Here is a 16,405-nt window from a genome sequence, read left to right on the forward strand (position 1 = left end):
CGCTATTCTCCCGAAACGGTGACCCGCTTCGCCTCATGCATGATCAGCTTTGCATCCTTTGTCGCCTGAATCTCGACGATCCAGCTCCCGGGCAGGATCGCCTTGTCTGCCAGATAGAGACCGTCCCCGGCGGGAACCAGCTGCAATTCGAAATCCTGGGCAGTGCCAACCGGGCGCCTGAAATGGGCGGTCACCGCATCGGCGACGACCGGAGTGTTTTCAGGCAGGGTCAGGCGGTAGCGCATGCCCTTGCCATCCACCTGGAGATCGCCGGCAATGCCGGTCGCGAGCATATCGCGAATGGCGGCCGTCTTGCCGTTGAACTGCTGGCTTGCGACATAGGTGTTTTTCACCACCAGACCGCTCCAGGTGGATGTCGCGAGATAGGCCATGGTGAAGTTGACCGTGATGATCGTGCCAAAGAAGGCCAGCATGATCGCCAGCATGTGCCAGCCCGTGAAGGTGAAGGGTTTCTTGGCCTCTGAGTTCATTTCCTGGCTCCCGGTCCCATGAAGACTGCATCATACACGTCGCGCTCGTCGCTGCCCGCATCCTTCGCAACGAACTGGAATTCCTGGTTGGCGTCGGTGACCTTGTCGCCGGCAAGCGTGACAAAGACCTTCAGCGTCGTGGCCTCGTCCGGCTCCACCGAGACGGTGAACAGCCGGGCGGGCGACTGGCTGATGCCGTTGATCTTCATGGTCGCATCCGGCAGGCCCTCGAGTGAGACCTCGATATCACGCGGAACGGCGATCATGTTGAGGATGCGGATCGTATATCCATTGCGGATCGACCCGTCGGATTCGAGCACGAATTGCGGATTGCGGTCGTGCAGGACGTTGAGTTCCAGACGGTCGCGGCCGAGAAGCGCCACGAGCATGCCAATGCCGACAGCCGTCCACACCCCCATATAGAGCAGCGTGCGAGCACGGAAGATGACGCGCCAGTCGAAGTGGCGGACCTTGTCGGAGAAGCTGCCGTCGTCGTTGCGCACTCTCTTCGGGTCGATCGCGGTTGCGCCGCCATTGGTCGCGAGCGCCATGTTCGACTGGTATTCGTCGAGCGTGGCATAGGCAATCAGGCCGCGCGGCTTGCCGACCTTGTCCATCACCCCGTCGCAGGCATCGATGCAGAGCGCGCAGGTGATGCATTCGAGCTGCTGGCCGTCCCTGATGTCGATGCCCATCGGACAGACCGCCACGCAGGCATTGCAGTCGACGCAATCGCCAATCGATTCGCCGGCGGCGATGGCCTTCTTGGCATGGCGGGTCCGTGGCTCGCCGCGCCAGTCGTTGTAGGTGACGACCAGCGAGTTCTCGTCGAGCATGGCGGCCTGGATACGCGGCCAGGGGCACATATAGATGCAGACCTGTTCGCGCATCAGCCCGCCGAAGACATACGTCGTGGCGGTCAGGATGGCGACGGTCATGTAAGCGACGGGGGCCGCATTGCCGGTGATGAAATCCATGGCAAGCGATGGTGCGTCGGCGAAATAGAAGATCCAGGCGCCCCCGGTCAAAACGCCGATCAGGATCCATGTCGCGTGCTTGCTCACACGCTTCCAGATCTTGTCGAGGGTCCAGGGCGCTGCCTCGAGCTTTATCCTCGCATTGCGGTCCCCCTCGATGAAGCGCTCCACGACGAGAAAGAGATCGACCCAGACCGTCTGCGGACAGGTATAGCCGCACCAGGCCCGCCCGACGGCGGAGGTCAGAAGGAAGAGGCCGAAACCGGCCATGACGAGCAGGCCCGCGACGAAGAAGAACTCCTGAGGCCAGATCTCGATGAAGAAAAAATAGAAGCGCCTATGGGCAATGTCGATCAGGACGGCCTGGTCCGGCGCGAATTCACCGCGATCCCAGCGAAGCCAGGGCGTCAGATAATAGATACCGAGCGTGATCGCCATGACGATCCACTTGAAGCGGCGGAAGCTGCCTTCGGCACGTTTGGGGAAGATCTTCTTCCGGGCTTCGTAAAGCGGGCCGCGGGTCTTGGCCGACATCACCGCCTCGGCTTCGAGTCTCTCGACATCGGGCGTTTCTGCGACATGTGTCTGATCGGCATGCAGGTTCATGGGACGAGGACCTTCTTCTGATGATCGCCTTGTCCCATCTCGCCGGCCAGCCTGCCTTGACTTAAGTCAAGCAGCGGCGAAGCGTCGCAAGACATAGCGTTTTCCATATCTGGAAACAGAAACGGGCCGCATCCTGCAATGCGGCCCGCTGTCGAGAATGTAGGGGAAGCTTACTCGCCGCCACCCAGCTGGTGAACGTAGACGGTCAGCTGTTTCACGGTCGTGTCGCCAAGGCGCGCGGCCCAGCCAGGCATGGCGCCGTGACGAGGCTGGCGGATCTGGGCTGCAATCTGTGCCTCGCCATCGACCTTCAGCCAGATGGCATCGGCGAGATTCGGCGCTCCGAAGTCGCGATTGCCCCGGGCGTCGTCAGCGTGGCAGGAGGCGCAGTTTTCCGCATAGAGCTGCTTGCCCGGCTCGACCATCTCGACATCGAGCGGCGTGCCCGTCAGGCTGACCACATAGGCCGCGACCTGCTTGATCTGCTCGGCCTCGAGAATGTCGGCAAAGGCCGGCATCTCAGAGATCCGGGTATCCGGATCCTGGTCGTAGCGGATGCCGTGGGCAATGCTGGCCTGGATCGATTCCAGATCGCCACCCCACAGCCAGTCGTCATCGTTCAAGTTGGGATAGCCGGCACCGCCAGCCGCCCCCGAACCGTGACAGGGCGAGCAGTTCACCTTGAAGGCGGCCGCGCCGCCGGCGACGGCGAACTGGGTCAGTTCCTTGTCGGCGACGATCTGGTCGAGCGGCAGAGCGGCGATCTTGTCCAGGTAGACCGACTGTGCGGACTTCGCTGCGGTCAATTCGGCTGCGACTTCCGCACGGCTGGAATAACCGAGCAAACCCTTGGTGTTTTCGGTCAGCAGCGGCCATGCCGGATACATGATCGTGTAGCCGATCGCCCAGACAATGGTCGCGTAGAAGGTATAGACCCACCAGCGCGGCATCGGGTTGTTCAGTTCGCGGATGCCGTCCCACTCATGGCCAGTGGTCTCGACGCCGCTGATCTCGTCGATGTGTTTCTTGTCTGCCATTGTTCAATCCTCCTTGAGAGGGATGCTGGCCGCGTCATCGGCGGATTTCTTGCCGCCCGGGCGGAATGTGAAGAGCACGACTCCGACGAAGAAAAGGGTCATGGCAAGCAGGCCCCAGCTGTCGGCGAAGTGGCGCATGGCCGTATAGGTTTCCATGGTGCTCTCCTCAGCGGTATCCGGTTGCGTCGTCATATGTGGAGAAGTCGACGAGCGTGCCGAGCATCTGCAGATAGGCGACGAGTGCGTCCATTTCCGTCAGCTTCGCCGGATCACCGTCGAAGTCGCCGATCTTGGCTTTCGGGTAGCGCTCCAGCAGGCCGGACGTATCGGCATTCGGATCCGCCTGGGCCGCGAGATCGGCGGGCGCCTGCGCCAGCATCTCTTCGGTATAGGGCACACCGACGAGGCTGTTGGCCTTCAGGTCCATGGTGACATCCACCAGTTTGAGCGGCGTCGTCTTCAGATACGAGTAGCTCGGCATGATGGATTCAGGCACGACGTCGCGCGGTTCAATCAGGTGCTGGACGTGCCATTCGTTGGAATAGCGGTCGCCGACACGGGCAAGATCCGGACCCGTGCGCTTCGATCCCCACTGGAACGGATGGTCGTACATCGACTCCGCTGCCAGCGAATAATGGCCGTAGCGCTCGACCTCGTCCTTGAACGGCCGGATCATCTGGCTGTGACAGACATAGCAGCCTTCACGGACATAGATGTTGCGACCAGCCAGTTCGAGCGGCGAATAGGGCCGCATGCCCTCCACCTTTTCGATGGTGTTCTCGAGGTAGAAGAGCGGAGCGATTTCCACGATGCCGCCGATGGTGACCACCAGAAGCGAACCGAGGAAGAGAAGGCTCGTGTTCTTCTCGAGGATTGCGTGTTTATCAAGAATTGACATGAGAGCCTTCCTTTCATTCAGCCGGCTGCGCGGCAGCAGGCATGACCGTTCCGGCGATCGGCGCTTCCTGGCGCTCGTGGCCGAGAATGGTCATCAGGACGTTGTAGGCCATGATGAAACCGCCCAGGAGATACATGGCACCGCCGACTGCACGCAGCACGAAGTAGGGATGCATGGCAGCGACCGATTCCGCGAAGGAATAGACCAGGAAGCCCTGCTCGTCGTATTCGCGCCACATCAGGCCCTGCTGGATGCCGGCGACCCAGAGCACGGCGGCATAGACGACGATGCCGAGTGTGGCGAGCCAGAAGTGCCAGTTGACCAGGCGCAGCGAATAGAGCCGGTTGCGGTTCCACAGCTTCGGCGTCAGGTAGTAGATCGCACCGAAGGTGATCATGCCGACCCAGCCGAGGGCGCCAGAGTGAACATGCCCGATGGTCCATTCGGTATAGTGGCTGAGCGAGTTGACGGCCTTGATCGACATCATCGGGCCTTCGAAGGTCGACATGCCGTAGAAGGCGATGGCGATGACCATCATGCGGATGATCGGGTCGGTCCGGATCTTGTCCCACGCGCCGGACAGCGTCATCAGGCCGTTGATCATGCCGCCCCAGGAGGGCATCCACAGCATGATCGAGAACACCATGCCGAGCGTCTGTGCCCAGTCAGGCAAAGCCGTGTAGTGCAGGTGGTGGGGACCTGCCCAGATATACATGAAGATCAGAGCCCAGAAGTGGATGATCGACAGGCGGTAAGAGTAGACCGGGCGTTCGGCCTGCTTGGGCACGAAGTAATACATCATGCCGAGGAAGCCTGCGGTCAGGAAGAAGCCGACGGCATTGTGGCCGTACCACCACTGGGTCAGAGCATCCTGGACGCCGGCAAAGGCTGAATAGCTCTTGACGCCGAGGAAGGAGACCGGGATCGCGAGATTGTTGACGATATGCAACATCGCGATGGTGATGATGAAGGACAGATAGAACCAGTTGGCCACATAGATATGGCTCTCTTTCCGTCTGATGATCGTGCCCATGAAGCTGATCAGATAGGCGACCCAGACGACTGTCAGCCAGAGATCGACATACCATTCCGGCTCGGCATATTCGCGGCCCTGGGTGATGCCCAGGAGATAGCCGGTGGCGGCCATGACGATGAAGAACTGGTAGCCCCAGAAGACGAACCAGCCGAGATTGCCGCCAAACAGACGTGCCCGCGAGGTCCGCTGGACCACGTAGAACGACGTCGCGATCAGCGCATTTCCGCCGAAAGCGAAGATCACGGCCGAGGTGTGCAGCGGACGCATGCGCCCAAAGTTAAACCAAGGCTCGATGTTGAGATCGGGATAGGCGAGCTGCAAAGCCACGACGACCCCGACGAGGAAGCCGACGACACCCCAGAAGACGGTGGCGATCACGCCGTAGCGGACAACTTCGTCGAAATACTCGGACTGCGGCGCCTTGGGCTTGAGAGCGGAGGAGGATGCCGTGGACGGAGCAAACTGCATCCGACGCAGCATGACGATCGTGCCTGCCGTAAGCACGAAGAAGGCAACCCACATATGGGCTGCAAAGAGACTGTCCTGGGTGAAGGCCACCCCGAGCAGCGCGGCGAAGGCGAGGACCGCCATCACCAGTGTCTCGAACGTATAATTCATTGTTGGAATCCCCCAACGCTTGCTGATCTCATCGCGAGGGGAGCCTGGCCCTGGGGAAGAATCCTCCCGCGTCGAATGCACCAATCGCATTGGGGGACCCAAACCACCTTGATCCAAGTCAATGCGGCGGCTCCTAAAATTCGCAAGGTTTGGTTTCACAACCGGCTTCGCGAATTGTCGTGCGCCATGGCTTGAGACCGCAAGGCGCAAGGCCCGCTGTACGTATCCTGGACTGCTTGGGTACCACGCGACGGAGACCCCGTTGGAGAGAACGGACATGCTGACCAGTATCCAGAACGGCCATGCCGAAAGCGGCGCCACCCGAACCGGCAATCTTCTGCTCGACACGGGCAAGCGCGACCTGTCCTGGCTCACTCGGGCTCATGGCGAGCAACTCGCCCTCTGCCGGGAACTGGAGGAGATCGCCGACTCGTTGCCGGCCCGAATCAACCGCCAGAAATGCATCTACGCGGCCAAGGCACTCGGTCCGCTCATCAAGGGCATCCACCACTACGAGGAAACCGTCCTATTCCCCATGCTCCAGGCCAACCCGGACGCCACCGAGCGCCTTGGACCGACGATCGAGAGGCTGAAATTCGAGCATTGCGAGGATGAGTGTTTCGCCGAGGAACTGACCGATGCGCTGTTGAAGCTCGGCTCTGGCGAAAGCGTCAACATGGAGGCCGTCGGCTACATGTTGCGCGGCTTCTTCGAAGGCATGCGACGCCACATCGCGTTTGAAAGAGAGCATCTCCTTCAGGGCGTCACGGACCACTGACGACCGCCGGGCGGACCAGACAGCGTCCGGACCGCCGACGGCCGCAATCACAAGACCCATCGACCGCCTCAGGCGGCGACATCACCAAAGACGGTTTCCGGTTCACCGAATGTCAGGATGGCACCGCTGATGCTGCCGTCCGAGGCACGCAAGGGGCTGCAACGCCCCGGCACGGTACTGCCCCCCATCTGAACTGACATCTTTGCAACGAAGGTACCGGACCGCCCGGCAAACGCCGAGTCCAGGGCGTGACGCACGCTCTCGTCGCAACCACCGGCAAGACCGAGATTGAAGACGCTTCGGCCAATCAACTCCATCTGCTGCTTTCCGAGCATCTCCGCCATGGCCGTATTGGCAAAGAGGTAGCGATAATCGCAGGTAACGACCGCGACACGTTCCGGCAGGTTGTTGAGGATCGCCTCGTTGAGCTGCTCGTCGTCGCCGCCGAGCCGGGCATGGCGCTCGCTCACCTGAGGCATCGGCGTTTCCTGAGCCCGCTTCGGCCCGAAATAGCGCTCGACCAGCAAGGACATCATCGCGGCATGCCGAAGCACGCAGGAGCGGTCGTCTGCATCATCGCGCAGGAACTTGGTGAGGAGGCGCATCTGCAGGTAGATGTCGTCGAGATCGGCGGCGCGATAGCTGATCAACTCCGAGATGAGCGGATCGATTTCGCGATCGAGCACCCGGACGAGCTGATCGTTGCCGCTGCGAATCGCCTGTTGCAACTGCAGCTTTTTCACCGAAACCGCTTCGAACATCGCGCGCAGATTCGAATCACGGAACTCGCCAACAGACATTCGCAACCTCATCACTGCGGTGTGACGCAGAACCGGTTCACGTCACACTCATCCGGCCGTCCCTAACATGAGGTCGTGTCACCTTCAATCGCTGCGAGTGTCCGGCTGCGGCCCAGCCCAAAAAATATCGGTCCGCCTTAATGAAATTACCAATGAAAATTGAGGGGACAGGCAGAGAGCGCCTAGAGCAAAGGCGCGCGACGCCGGCAGGCAAGAGAAACCCGCTGCTGGCGAATCAGATCGTGCGCTTGATGTCCCAGCGGTCGTGATACCAGAGCCACTGCTCCGGATATTCGCGCACCCATGCCTCGACCTTGTCGTTCAACATCTGTGCCGTGGCCGTGACGTCGATCTGTCCCTTGTCGTTGCGGGGCATCGTGACCCGCGGTTCGATCTCCAGCCGGAAGCGGTTTCCGGGCAGGCGGATGCAACGGGCGGGATAGACCTCGCAGTCGAACTGCCGGGCAAGCTTGGCAAGCAGAGGATTGGTCCGGACCGGATTGTTAAAGAACTGCGTCTCCAGCCCCTTCTTGAACTTCTGGTCGACGAGCACGCCGACGCCACCGCCCTGCTCGAGCTGGCGCGCAAGCGCAAAGGAGGAACCGGCATGCGATGGAACGAGGTTGCCCATGCGCTTGCGACGAAACTCGAAGACCTTCTCGGCGATGTAGGGATTGTTCGGCGGCCGGAAGAGAACCGTGACGAAGAGACCGAAGGCAGCGCCCGCCACGGGAAGGAGCTCGAAATTCGCAGTATGGCCGGTAAACACGATGAAGGGCCGCGGATTGTCGCGCAGGTCGAGAAATTGCTCGACCCCTGACACCTCCACCCTGCCCTCGCCCGGCTTTTCCGGATCGATGTCGAAGAGCTGGTCGAGGAAGACATATTCAGCCGCGAGCCGGCCCATATGGCCCCAGCTCGCAAGCGCAATCACCTCGCGCTCGGCCTCGGATTTCTCCGGAAACGCATTGCGCAGATTGACCAGCATCAACCGGTGTCGCTTCGTCTTCGGGCCGAGCCAGCGCATGAGCCGGTCGGCAAAGTTGATCGCCGAATCCGCCGGAAAGATCTTGAGCGCCGTCAGGAAGCCGAACGCAATCTGGGCCACGGACCAGTGATAGAACTTGCGCAGCGCCAGAACGATCCGGGTAACGAACATCCGCACCGGATCAATCCACCTTCAGGATGATCTTGCCGAAGACCTGCCGGCCTTCCATGCGGGCGAGCGCCTTGTCGATGTCATCGAAGGAGACCTGCGTGTCGATGACGGGATGAACGAGGCCGCGCGCCATCTTCTGCATGGCATCGGCCATGTTCTCCATGCGGCAGCCGAAAGAGCCGATGAGCTTGAGCTGCTGCTGGAACAGCATCATCAGGTTGACCTCGGTCGACACGCCAGAGGTCGAGCCGCACGTAACCAGGCGGCCGCCGCGCTTCAGGCAGAACATCGAGGCTGCGAAGGTGTCCTTGCCGACATGTTCGAAAACGACGTCGACGCCCTTCTTCTTGGTGAGCTTGCGCACCACACCTTCGAAACGGTCGGTCCGGTAGTTGATGACGTGGTCGGCACCCAGCGCCTTGGCCGGCTCGATCTTGTCATCGGAGCCGACGGTGGTGATGACGGTGCAACCGATCTTCTTGGCGAGCTGGATGGCGGCCGTGCCGATGCCCGAACCGCCGGCATGGACGAGAATGGTTTCGCCCGGCTGGAGCTTGGCATTATCGAACAGCATGTGCTCGACCGTACCGAAGGTGACGGGGGCGAGCGCCGCGCCGATCGCGTCGACACCGGGAGGTGCCGGCACCAGCAGGCGGGCCGGCAGGTTGATCTTCTCCTGGGCGAAGCCGTCGAGATGGAAACCATGCACGCCCGACACGTTTTCACAAAGATTGTCACGGCCTTCGCGGCACGGCTTGCAGAGACCACATGTACGCGCACCGTAGATGGCAGCGAGCTGCCCCGGCAGGATGTTGCCGACGCCGGGGCCGATCGCTTCGACGACACCGGAGGCCTCCGCGCCGATGACGAGCGGCATCTTGCGCTTGGCGAATGCCATGCCGCGCCAGCCCCAGACATCGATATGGTTCAGCGCCACGGCCTTGACGCGCAGCGTTACCTCACCCGGGCCGGGAGCTTCCGGCTCCGGCAGATCGACGATTTCAAGCTTGCGATCTTCGACGAGTTGCAATGCGCGCATGACATGTTTCCTTCAGGGCCTACGGGGCAGACGAGGCGTCGTCACGCTCCCATCATCACACCCGGACGTGTCCCGGGCGTCTGCCGACCTTCGTTGTTCTTGCGAGATGCGTGGATCCTCGGCTGCAGGCCGAGAATGACGTCCCGAATTGATGGCGCAGGCCTTAGACCGGTTCCCGCGTCATGACAAGGCTGGCATTCTGGCCGCCGAAGCCGAAGGAATTGGAGAGAACCGCCGAAACCGAGGCCTCCCGCTTCACGTTCGGCACCACATCGAGCACGATCGAGGGATCGGGGTTCGTGTAGTTGATGGTTGGCGGCACTGTGCCCGACAGCATGGTCTGGATCGAGAACACCGCCTCGACTGCACCGGCCGCCGTCAGCGTGTGGCCGATCATCGACTTGTTCGACGATGCTGGAATTGCGTCCTTCAGCCTGTCGCCGAAGACCGACAGCATGGCGCCATATTCCATCTTGTCGTTCTCAGGCGTCGACGTGCCATGGGCGTTGATATAGCCGATCGCATCTTCCGACAGGCCCGCGTCGGACAATGCCGCACGGATCGTTGCGATCGCGGGGCCGCCATCCGGCGAGGACCGTGTGCGGTGAAAGTGATCGGCCTTTTCACCGCAGCCCTTGATGATGCCGAGAACCTTGGCGCCACGGGCAATCGCCGATTCCAGCGATTCCAGCACCAGCGTTGCCGCACCTTCGGCGATGACGAAGCCATCGCGTTCCTTGCTGAACGGCTTGGAAGCCTTTTCCGGCGGATCGTTCTGGGTCGACAGCGCCGACAGAAGCGAGAAGCGGATGACGGCTTCCGGGCTGATCGAACCGTCGGTCGCAACCGTCAGCGCGCGTGTCGTGCGGCCCTGGCGGATCGCCTCGACGCCGAGCTGGATCGCGGTGGCACCGGAGGCACAGGCCGTCGACAGGGTCACGGGAAGGCCGCGCGTGCCGAACTTGTCGGACAAACGCTCGGAGATCGAGCCGAACTGCACGGCTTCAAGGAAAACCGGATCCGGTTTTTCGCGCATGGCGGCGAGGAAACGGTCATAGGCATCGCCTGGCTGGGTCGAGGCAGGCGCCCGTTCGGCCAGCGCAAAGCGGTCATGCCATTCCGGCTCGACCGGCGGGGCAGCCAGAAAGAGCGGGCCGTTGAAATCGCCATTGATGCCGGCCTGTGCCAGTGCCTCAATGGTCGTCTCGCGGGCCAGCGCATAGGAGCGCTCGACGGCATTGTTGGCGGGAACGGCGATGAAATCGACCGTACCACCGATGCGGGTCGACATGCCCTCGGTATCGAAGCGCTTGATGTAATGGATGCCGGACTGACCCGAGGTGAGCTTTGACCAGTTGTCGGCCAGCCCTTGGCCGAGCGACGTGATGACGCCCATGCCGGTGACGGCGATGATCGGGCGGCCGAGATGATCCTTGAAGCGGTTGTCGGTCATGGATCTGTTCTCCTCACGCATTCGCCGAGAGTACGGCGAGGCCTTCGCCCCGCACATAGCCGAGGGTGGAGATGACGGCATGTCTTGCCGGAGCGGTCTGCGCCGTCTCATGCGCCGGATCGAAGGCCGGCACGATGGCGCCAGAATCGATGGCGAGAGCCGCGAGCGCCAAGCCTGCCGGGAATTGGGCTTCGACGGAATGGCCGATCGAACCCGCATAGCCGCGCACAGGCATACCGGCAAAACGTTCCGCAAGGTGAGCCTTCTCACGTTGCGTCAAGTCAGCCAGACCCGAAGCGCCCGAGAAGACCACCGTATCGGCAGCAGCCAAGGACGCGGCTTCCGGCACCATCTGCCCGAGACGCGTTTCGAGCTTGCCCTCGTCGCGATTGCCGCGATCGCCTTCGACTGCGTCGAGCACGGCATAGATATGCGCGCCCCGCGCTTCGGCATGTTCGCGGGATTCAAGCACGAGGAAAGCGCCGACCGTGCCCAGGATCATGCCGCCGCCTGACGAGCCGTCACGCGACCAGAGCGGTTGCCAGGGACCCGTCTGATGAGCGCGGATGCCCTCGACCAGCAGCAGAATGTCAGGACGCTCTGCAACGAAGGCACCGCCGACAAGCGTATGGGTCGACTGGCCGGCCTTGATGCGGGCGAACGCCGTTGCAATCGCCGAGATGCCGGCTGCTTCTTCGCCCATGAATGTGCGCGACGAACCGGTGACCTTGTGCACGATCGAGATATTGCCGGCCAGCAGGTTGGAAAGCTGCGCCAGGAACAAGGTCGGGCGAAGCTCGGTCTTCAGCTTCTCAATCAGGAATTTCTCGCGGTCGTTGCGCATCAGCGCCTCGTCGACGATCAGGCTGTCGACGGCAATGTCACGCTCGCCGCCCCCGGCCGCCACGATGAGGTCCATGGTGCCGCAGGCGTCCGCATCGTCCTTCATGCCGGCATCATCAAGCGCAAGACCGGCGGCGAAGACGCCGAGGCGCTGCCAGTTCTCCATCTGGCGCTGGTCGCCGCGCTTGGCGATCTGCTGCGACCAGTCCATCTCGGGCAGCTTGTGCACGACATAGGGCTTGAACTTTTCGGCCTCGAGCACCGGTTCGGGAGCGGTCTTCTGGGAAAGGAGCGCGATATGCGCTTCCTTGCCGGTGCCGTGGCAGGTGACGATCCCGACGCCGGTGATCACCACATCATTCGGTTGTTTGACCATATGCAATCCTCTCGTCGGCGGGCTGGCCGACGTAAAATGCGGGTTTTCCCGAATAAGGCCCCAAGGTCAATAGCAGATTGCGCGCTTGCGGCCGAATGCGCCTTAAGCCTGGGACGTCATGGCCGCGATCAGACCGATCTCCTCGGCGCGTTTGCGCACGATCGGGGCGAGCGGCACCTCGGAGAAGGGCATGGTGCGCAGCTTCAACTGTGCATCGCAGACCTTCTTGCCTGCGCTCGTGATCTTGGCCTTGGTAACGGCAAAACCTGAACCGTCATGTTCGAGCACAGCCTCGATGTCGAGCACGGCGCCCGGTTCGACGAAGGTGCGCATCTTGGCGCCGTCGACCGACATCAGGAAGGGCATGGCTTCGAAGTCCTTGACCGCAAGCAGCAGCATTCCGGAGGCCTGCGCCATGGTCTCGATCAGAAGCACGCCCGGCACGAGCGGCATGCCGGGGAAATGCCCCTCGAAGACGGGGCTTTCCATCGGCACGGTCGAGGTGGCCTTCAAAAGGCCAAGGCCGAGATCAACGCTCTCGACCTTGTCAATCATCTGGAAATATTCAAGCAACATGACGTGTCTCCGCCGCGTGGCGGCTCAAGCCTTGGCGGCCCTGAGTTCGTCGATCTTGGCGCAGAGGTTTTTCAGAACGAAGTATTCCTCGGTCGAAACCTTGCCTTCGTTGACTTCCTGCGTCCACTGCTCGAGCGGGATCTTGATGCCGAATTCCTTGTCGATCGCAAAGACGATGTCGAGGAAGTCGAGGCTGTCGATGCCGAGGTCATCGATCGTATGGCTTTCCGGCGTGATCGTCTCGCGATCGATTTCGCTGGTCTCTGCGATGATGTCGGCAACTTTGTCGAATGTAGCGGTCACGCTCGTACCTCATATGTCTAAAATTCTGGGTTCCACATAAGGAAAATGGCGTGAAATGCCAATGGTGGTTTTGTGCAGTCGCGAAATTTGCAGGCGTAGTGTTGCCTAAACAGCAATCGAGTGGCGCCCCTTGCCGCTCGACAGATAGCCGTCGAAGACAGCAGCGATGGTCCGGGCGAAGGGCCGGCCGGCTTTGGTGATGACGAAACGATCGCCCTCGATCAGACAGATGCCGTCCTGGTTCGACTGTGCAAAGGCTCGCGCTTCCGCGACGATGACATCGACCGCATTGCCGAACTCGGCTGTCAGCTCCGCGAATGAGACGGTGAAACGGCACATGATTTCCTCGATCACGCGCCGACGCAGCCGGTCGTCGTCGCTCACCTCCACGCCGCGTACGGCTGCAAGCCCACCGGCTTCCGCCATGCGCTGATACTCGCCGGTTGCCGGCATGTTCTGGACATAGCCTTGCGGAAACTGACCGATGGAGGATGCGCCAAGCCCGATCAGGGCTTCCGCCGCATCATCCGTATAACCCTGGAAATTCCGCCGCAGGCGCCCCTCCCTCGCCGCAATCGCCATGCGGTCCTCCGGCAGCGCGAAATGGTCGATACCGACAGGCTCGTATCCGGCATCGATAAGCAGCGAAGCGGCGAGGCTCATCTGCGCAAACCGCTCTTCAAGGCCGGGCAAGACCTCTTCCTTGATCATCGTCTGATGTTTCTTCATCCACGGAACATGCGCATAGCCGAAGAGAGCGATGCGATCGGGTTCGAGCGACAGGATATCCTTGACCGTCTCCGCCACGGTCGCCTGCGTCTGGTGTGGCAGACCGTAGAGAATGTCGCAATTGACCGAATGCACGCCACGGGCGCGCACCGCATCCACCACCGATTTCGTATGTTCAAATGTTTGAATACGATTGATCGCCTTCTGCACCTCTGGGTGGAAATCCTGAACGCCGAGGCTTGCACGCGTCATGCCGATGGCGGCAAGCGCATCATAGCGCGGTTCATCGAGATCATTCGGATCCATCTCGACGCTGATCTCGACGTCATCGGCAAAGCGAAAGGCGGAACGAAGGGCGTCCATCAGTGCGACCAGGTCGTCCGGTCGCACCATGGTCGGAGAACCGCCGCCGAAATGCACGGCGGTCACGGCGGCGTCGCGGCTGACCAGCGCGCCGACGGCCGCGATCTCCTTCTTCAATGCTTCCAGATAGATAGTGATGGGCTCGTATTTCAGCGTATGCTTGGTGTGGCAGGCACAGAACCAGCAAAGGCGGTCGCAATAGGGGATGTGGACATAGAGTGAGATCCGCTCGTCACCCGTGATTGCCTTCAGCCACTGTGCATATTTGTCGCAATCGACATCCTCGTGAAAATGTGGCGCCGTCGGGTAGCTCGTATAGCGCGGGACAGCGCCAGAGTACTTGGCCAGGAGGGAATTCTGCATGATTTTGCGCTGCCTTAGGATGTGTCGAGCTACGACCGAAGATAGCGGCAGCAAGCGGCCGGCTCTTTGACTTCGATCAATTTGCTGATAGTGTTCCCACACAGAGTTTATTGGAACTCACAGGCCCCGGCGGGCCGCCGACCGGGCACGGCAAGCTGCAGCCGAAACCGGGGCGATGGGGTGGCAAGACCATGGATACCTACAGAAAAGACATCCCCCAATGCGACGCTCCCGTCGTATGCCGTTCCTGCGAAGCGCGCCATGGCGGCCTGTGCTCGGTGCTCACGGCCGCCCAACTCGCCGAGATCAACCGTCACTCGATCCGCCGCCGCATCGATGCCGGGAACGAGGTTGTCGGCCAGGGCGAACAGGTGGGAAGCTACAGCAATATCCTGAAGGGCGTCATCAAGCTGTCGAAGATGATGGCCGATGGCCGCCAGCAAATTGTCGGCCTGCAATTCGCGCCGGATTTCCTCGGCCGCCCCTTTCTCGGCGAGAGCACGATCACGGCGGAAGCGGCGACCGACACCGAGATCTGCACCTTCCCGCGCAATGTCGTCGAACGCATGGTGGGCGAAGTGCCCGACATGGAGCGCAAGCTGCATTCCCAGTCGTTGAAGGAGCTGGACGAGGCCCGCGACTGGATGCTGACGCTGGGCCGCAAGACGGCCCAGGAAAAGGTCGCGAGCTTCCTCTACCTGATCGCCACCCACATCGACCCGGAAACCGAAGGTGTCCAGACCTTCGACCTGCCGCTGTCGCGCGCCGACATCGCCGACTTCCTCGGCCTGACGATCGAGACCGTCAGCCGCCAGATGACGAAGCTGCGCAAGGATGGCGTCATCGTCATCGAGAACAATCGCCACGTCATCGTGCCGAAGCTCGACCGCCTGCAAGACGCAGCCGGGATCGACTGAATCAGCGGCTCGCCGACGAACAATTTTCGTACTGCCCGATCTGTCGATCGGTTCAACCAGCTCAGAGCAGGCGAATCGCAAGCCAGGTGAGCGCGACGACCGCCGCCATGAACGCACAAGCCGCATAGAAAACGCCGATGCCTCTGAGAATATCTGCGGGACCGGCATTGTCGCGTCCGCCTGCATGCATCATCGGCTCGCTCACCCGGACGCCGCCATAGACGCGCGGGCCCGCCAGCTGCAGATCGAGCGCGCCGGCCATGGCCGCTTCCGGCCAGCCGGAATTCGGCGAACGGTGCAGTCCATTGTCACGCAGCGCAACCGACATCGATCGACGGCCGGCCCCTGCCCCGAGCCTCACTGCAGCCGCCAGGGCGATGAAACCGGCGGCCAGCCGCGCTGCGGGCCAGTTGGCGAGATCATCGAGCCGCGCCGAGGCCCAGCCAAAGTCGAGAAAGCGCTCGTTCTTGTGTCCGATCATCGAATCGGCCGTGTTCAGCATCTTGTAGGCGAGTATGCCCGGCAAGCCGGCAATCGCATACCAGAGGGCCGGTGCCACGACGCCGTCGGCGAAATTTTCCGACAGACTCTCGATCGCAGCGCGTGAGACACCCGCCTCGCCCAGCGTCTTTGGATCGCGACCGACGATCATCGCGACCGCAAGCCGACCGCCTTCCAGCCCCTCCCGCTGCAGCCCGTCGGCGACGGCCTGAACGTGATCGCCGAGACTTTTCTGCGCGAGGAAGACTGCGACGACAATGACTTCGAGCAGTACTCCAATCAGGCCGAGATGATCGAAGATCCATGAAAGCATGCAGCCGACGGCAACCGAGCCGAAAAGCAGCAACAGGATCGTCACGGCACCATTCAACCGGCGGCCTTCGGCCGTGAAGGTCGAGCGGTTGAGCGGCTTCTCGAGGAGATCGATCGCCTTGCCGAAGACCACGACCGGGTGCGGCAGGCGGCGCCAGAGCCAGGGCGGGTCCCCGATGATCCGGTCTAGCCCGAAAGCCACCAGCAGCAGCAGGAGATGGCTCATGCGA

17 protein-coding genes are annotated in these 16,405 nt (G+C 61.6%); 2 read left to right on the forward strand and 15 right to left on the reverse strand.

Translation table 11 applies throughout. The features are described 5' to 3' along the window. Positions 1 to 2 precede the first annotated feature (2 nt). From QTL56_RS05410 to ccoN, 6 genes are all read right to left on the reverse strand, one after another. On the reverse strand, positions 3 to 491 hold the full coding sequence (locus QTL56_RS05410; protein WP_229575586.1) for a FixH family protein: 489 nt from the start codon (positions 489 to 491) through the stop codon (positions 3 to 5). Next, positions 488 to 2,074, reverse strand: a complete 1,587-nt coding sequence (ccoG, locus tag QTL56_RS05415; RefSeq protein WP_245136769.1) for a cytochrome c oxidase accessory protein CcoG — start codon at positions 2,072 to 2,074, stop codon at positions 488 to 490. Before ccoG ends, QTL56_RS05410 begins: the two co-directional genes overlap by 4 nt. A 170-nt stretch (positions 2,075 to 2,244) precedes the next feature. Then, entirely contained in the window at positions 2,245 to 3,111 is an 867-nt protein-coding gene (ccoP, locus tag QTL56_RS05420) for a cytochrome-c oxidase, cbb3-type subunit III (protein WP_245136768.1), read from the reverse strand. Positions 3,112 to 3,114: 3 nt separating this feature from the next. Then, positions 3,115 to 3,267: a cbb3-type cytochrome c oxidase subunit 3 gene (locus tag QTL56_RS05425; protein ID WP_112243432.1), complete on the reverse strand. Its 153-nt coding sequence runs from the start codon at positions 3,265 to 3,267 to the stop codon at positions 3,115 to 3,117. A 10-nt stretch (positions 3,268 to 3,277) separates the two neighbouring features. After that, positions 3,278 to 4,009, reverse strand: coding sequence for a cytochrome-c oxidase, cbb3-type subunit II (gene ccoO, locus QTL56_RS05430; protein WP_229575589.1), 732 nt, complete (start codon positions 4,007 to 4,009; stop codon positions 3,278 to 3,280). 13 nt (positions 4,010 to 4,022) lie between these two features. After that, the gene (ccoN, locus tag QTL56_RS05435; RefSeq protein ID WP_245136767.1) at positions 4,023 to 5,663 is read right to left on the reverse strand and encodes a cytochrome-c oxidase, cbb3-type subunit I; all 1,641 of its coding nucleotides are present in this window, start codon (positions 5,661 to 5,663) and stop codon (positions 4,023 to 4,025) included. A gap of 277 nt (positions 5,664 to 5,940) precedes the next feature. Here ccoN and QTL56_RS05440 point away from each other — a divergent pair, with 277 nt between their 5' ends. Then, positions 5,941 to 6,441 carry a hemerythrin domain-containing protein gene (locus QTL56_RS05440; protein WP_245136766.1) on the forward strand — a complete coding sequence of 167 codons (501 nt, stop codon included), beginning with the start codon at positions 5,941 to 5,943 and terminating at the stop codon, positions 6,439 to 6,441. 68 nt (positions 6,442 to 6,509) lie between these two features. Here the strand turns inward: QTL56_RS05440 and QTL56_RS05445 are convergent, their stop codons facing one another. From QTL56_RS05445 to hemN, 8 genes are all read right to left on the reverse strand, one after another. Then, entirely contained in the window at positions 6,510 to 7,241 is a 732-nt protein-coding gene (locus QTL56_RS05445) for a PAS domain-containing protein (protein WP_245136765.1), read from the reverse strand. A 235-nt stretch (positions 7,242 to 7,476) separates the two neighbouring features. After that, positions 7,477 to 8,406, reverse strand: coding sequence for a lipid A biosynthesis lauroyl acyltransferase (locus QTL56_RS05450; protein WP_229575593.1), 930 nt, complete (start codon positions 8,404 to 8,406; stop codon positions 7,477 to 7,479). Positions 8,407 to 8,410: 4 nt separating this feature from the next. After that, on the reverse strand, positions 8,411 to 9,439 hold the full coding sequence (locus tag QTL56_RS05455) for a zinc-binding dehydrogenase (RefSeq protein WP_245136764.1): 1,029 nt from the start codon (positions 9,437 to 9,439) through the stop codon (positions 8,411 to 8,413). Positions 9,440 to 9,602: 163 nt separating this feature from the next. Continuing rightward, entirely contained in the window at positions 9,603 to 10,892 is a 1,290-nt protein-coding gene (locus QTL56_RS05460; RefSeq protein ID WP_229575595.1) for a beta-ketoacyl-ACP synthase, read from the reverse strand. 13 nt (positions 10,893 to 10,905) lie between these two features. Then, complete coding sequence (locus tag QTL56_RS05465) at positions 10,906 to 12,111, reverse strand: beta-ketoacyl-ACP synthase (protein ID WP_245136763.1); 1,206 nt, start codon at positions 12,109 to 12,111, stop codon at positions 10,906 to 10,908. A 102-nt stretch (positions 12,112 to 12,213) separates the two neighbouring features. Continuing rightward, positions 12,214 to 12,687 carry a 3-hydroxyacyl-ACP dehydratase FabZ family protein gene (locus QTL56_RS05470; protein WP_229575597.1) on the reverse strand — a complete coding sequence of 158 codons (474 nt, stop codon included), beginning with the start codon at positions 12,685 to 12,687 and terminating at the stop codon, positions 12,214 to 12,216. 24 nt (positions 12,688 to 12,711) lie between these two features. Next, a complete protein-coding gene (locus QTL56_RS05475) occupies positions 12,712 to 12,990 on the reverse strand; it encodes an acyl carrier protein (RefSeq protein ID WP_046797252.1) in 279 nt (92 codons plus the stop codon). Between the two features lie 105 nt (positions 12,991 to 13,095). Continuing rightward, complete coding sequence (gene hemN, locus QTL56_RS05480) at positions 13,096 to 14,445, reverse strand: oxygen-independent coproporphyrinogen III oxidase (RefSeq protein WP_245136762.1); 1,350 nt, start codon at positions 14,443 to 14,445, stop codon at positions 13,096 to 13,098. Between the two features lie 191 nt (positions 14,446 to 14,636). On the opposite strand from hemN, the gene QTL56_RS05485 reads away from it, so the two are divergent. After that, positions 14,637 to 15,362, forward strand: coding sequence for a Crp/Fnr family transcriptional regulator (locus QTL56_RS05485; protein ID WP_229575599.1), 726 nt, complete (start codon positions 14,637 to 14,639; stop codon positions 15,360 to 15,362). Between the two features lie 61 nt (positions 15,363 to 15,423). Here QTL56_RS05485 and cbiB read toward each other — a convergent pair whose 3' ends face one another. Further along, entirely contained in the window at positions 15,424 to 16,401 is a 978-nt protein-coding gene (cbiB, locus tag QTL56_RS05490; protein WP_245136761.1) for an adenosylcobinamide-phosphate synthase CbiB, read from the reverse strand. Between the last annotated feature and the right edge of the window lie 4 nt (positions 16,402 to 16,405).

Source organism: Peteryoungia algae (genome assembly GCF_030369675.1).
GTDB classification, from domain to species: domain Bacteria; phylum Pseudomonadota; class Alphaproteobacteria; order Rhizobiales; family Rhizobiaceae; genus Allorhizobium; species Allorhizobium algae.

Excerpts from the sequence above, each read along its gene's own strand:
- QTL56_RS05425 (WP_112243432.1), bottom strand. The coding sequence starts at position 3,267 with ATGGAAACCTATACGGCCATGCGCCACTTCGCCGACAGCTGGGGCCTG.
- QTL56_RS05440 (WP_245136766.1), top strand. The coding sequence starts at position 5,941 with ATGCTGACCAGTATCCAGAACGGCCATGCCGAAAGCGGCGCCACCCGA.
- QTL56_RS05465 (WP_245136763.1), bottom strand. The coding sequence starts at position 12,111 with ATGGTCAAACAACCGAATGATGTGGTGATCACCGGCGTCGGGATCGTC.
- cbiB (WP_245136761.1), bottom strand. The coding sequence starts at position 16,401 with ATGAGCCATCTCCTGCTGCTGCTGGTGGCTTTCGGGCTAGACCGGATC.
- QTL56_RS05485 (WP_229575599.1), top strand. The coding sequence starts at position 14,637 with ATGGATACCTACAGAAAAGACATCCCCCAATGCGACGCTCCCGTCGTA.
- QTL56_RS05460 (WP_229575595.1), bottom strand. The coding sequence starts at position 10,892 with ATGACCGACAACCGCTTCAAGGATCATCTCGGCCGCCCGATCATCGCC.
- QTL56_RS05470 (WP_229575597.1), bottom strand. The coding sequence starts at position 12,687 with ATGTTGCTTGAATATTTCCAGATGATTGACAAGGTCGAGAGCGTTGAT.
- ccoP (WP_245136768.1), bottom strand. The coding sequence starts at position 3,111 with ATGGCAGACAAGAAACACATCGACGAGATCAGCGGCGTCGAGACCACT.
- ccoG (WP_245136769.1), bottom strand. The coding sequence starts at position 2,074 with ATGAACCTGCATGCCGATCAGACACATGTCGCAGAAACGCCCGATGTC.
- QTL56_RS05410 (WP_229575586.1), bottom strand. The coding sequence starts at position 491 with ATGAACTCAGAGGCCAAGAAACCCTTCACCTTCACGGGCTGGCACATG.
- ccoN (WP_245136767.1), bottom strand. The coding sequence starts at position 5,663 with ATGAATTATACGTTCGAGACACTGGTGATGGCGGTCCTCGCCTTCGCC.
- ccoO (WP_229575589.1), bottom strand. The coding sequence starts at position 4,009 with ATGTCAATTCTTGATAAACACGCAATCCTCGAGAAGAACACGAGCCTT.
- QTL56_RS05455 (WP_245136764.1), bottom strand. The coding sequence starts at position 9,439 with ATGCGCGCATTGCAACTCGTCGAAGATCGCAAGCTTGAAATCGTCGAT.
- QTL56_RS05445 (WP_245136765.1), bottom strand. The coding sequence starts at position 7,241 with ATGTCTGTTGGCGAGTTCCGTGATTCGAATCTGCGCGCGATGTTCGAA.
- hemN (WP_245136762.1), bottom strand. The coding sequence starts at position 14,445 with ATGCAGAATTCCCTCCTGGCCAAGTACTCTGGCGCTGTCCCGCGCTAT.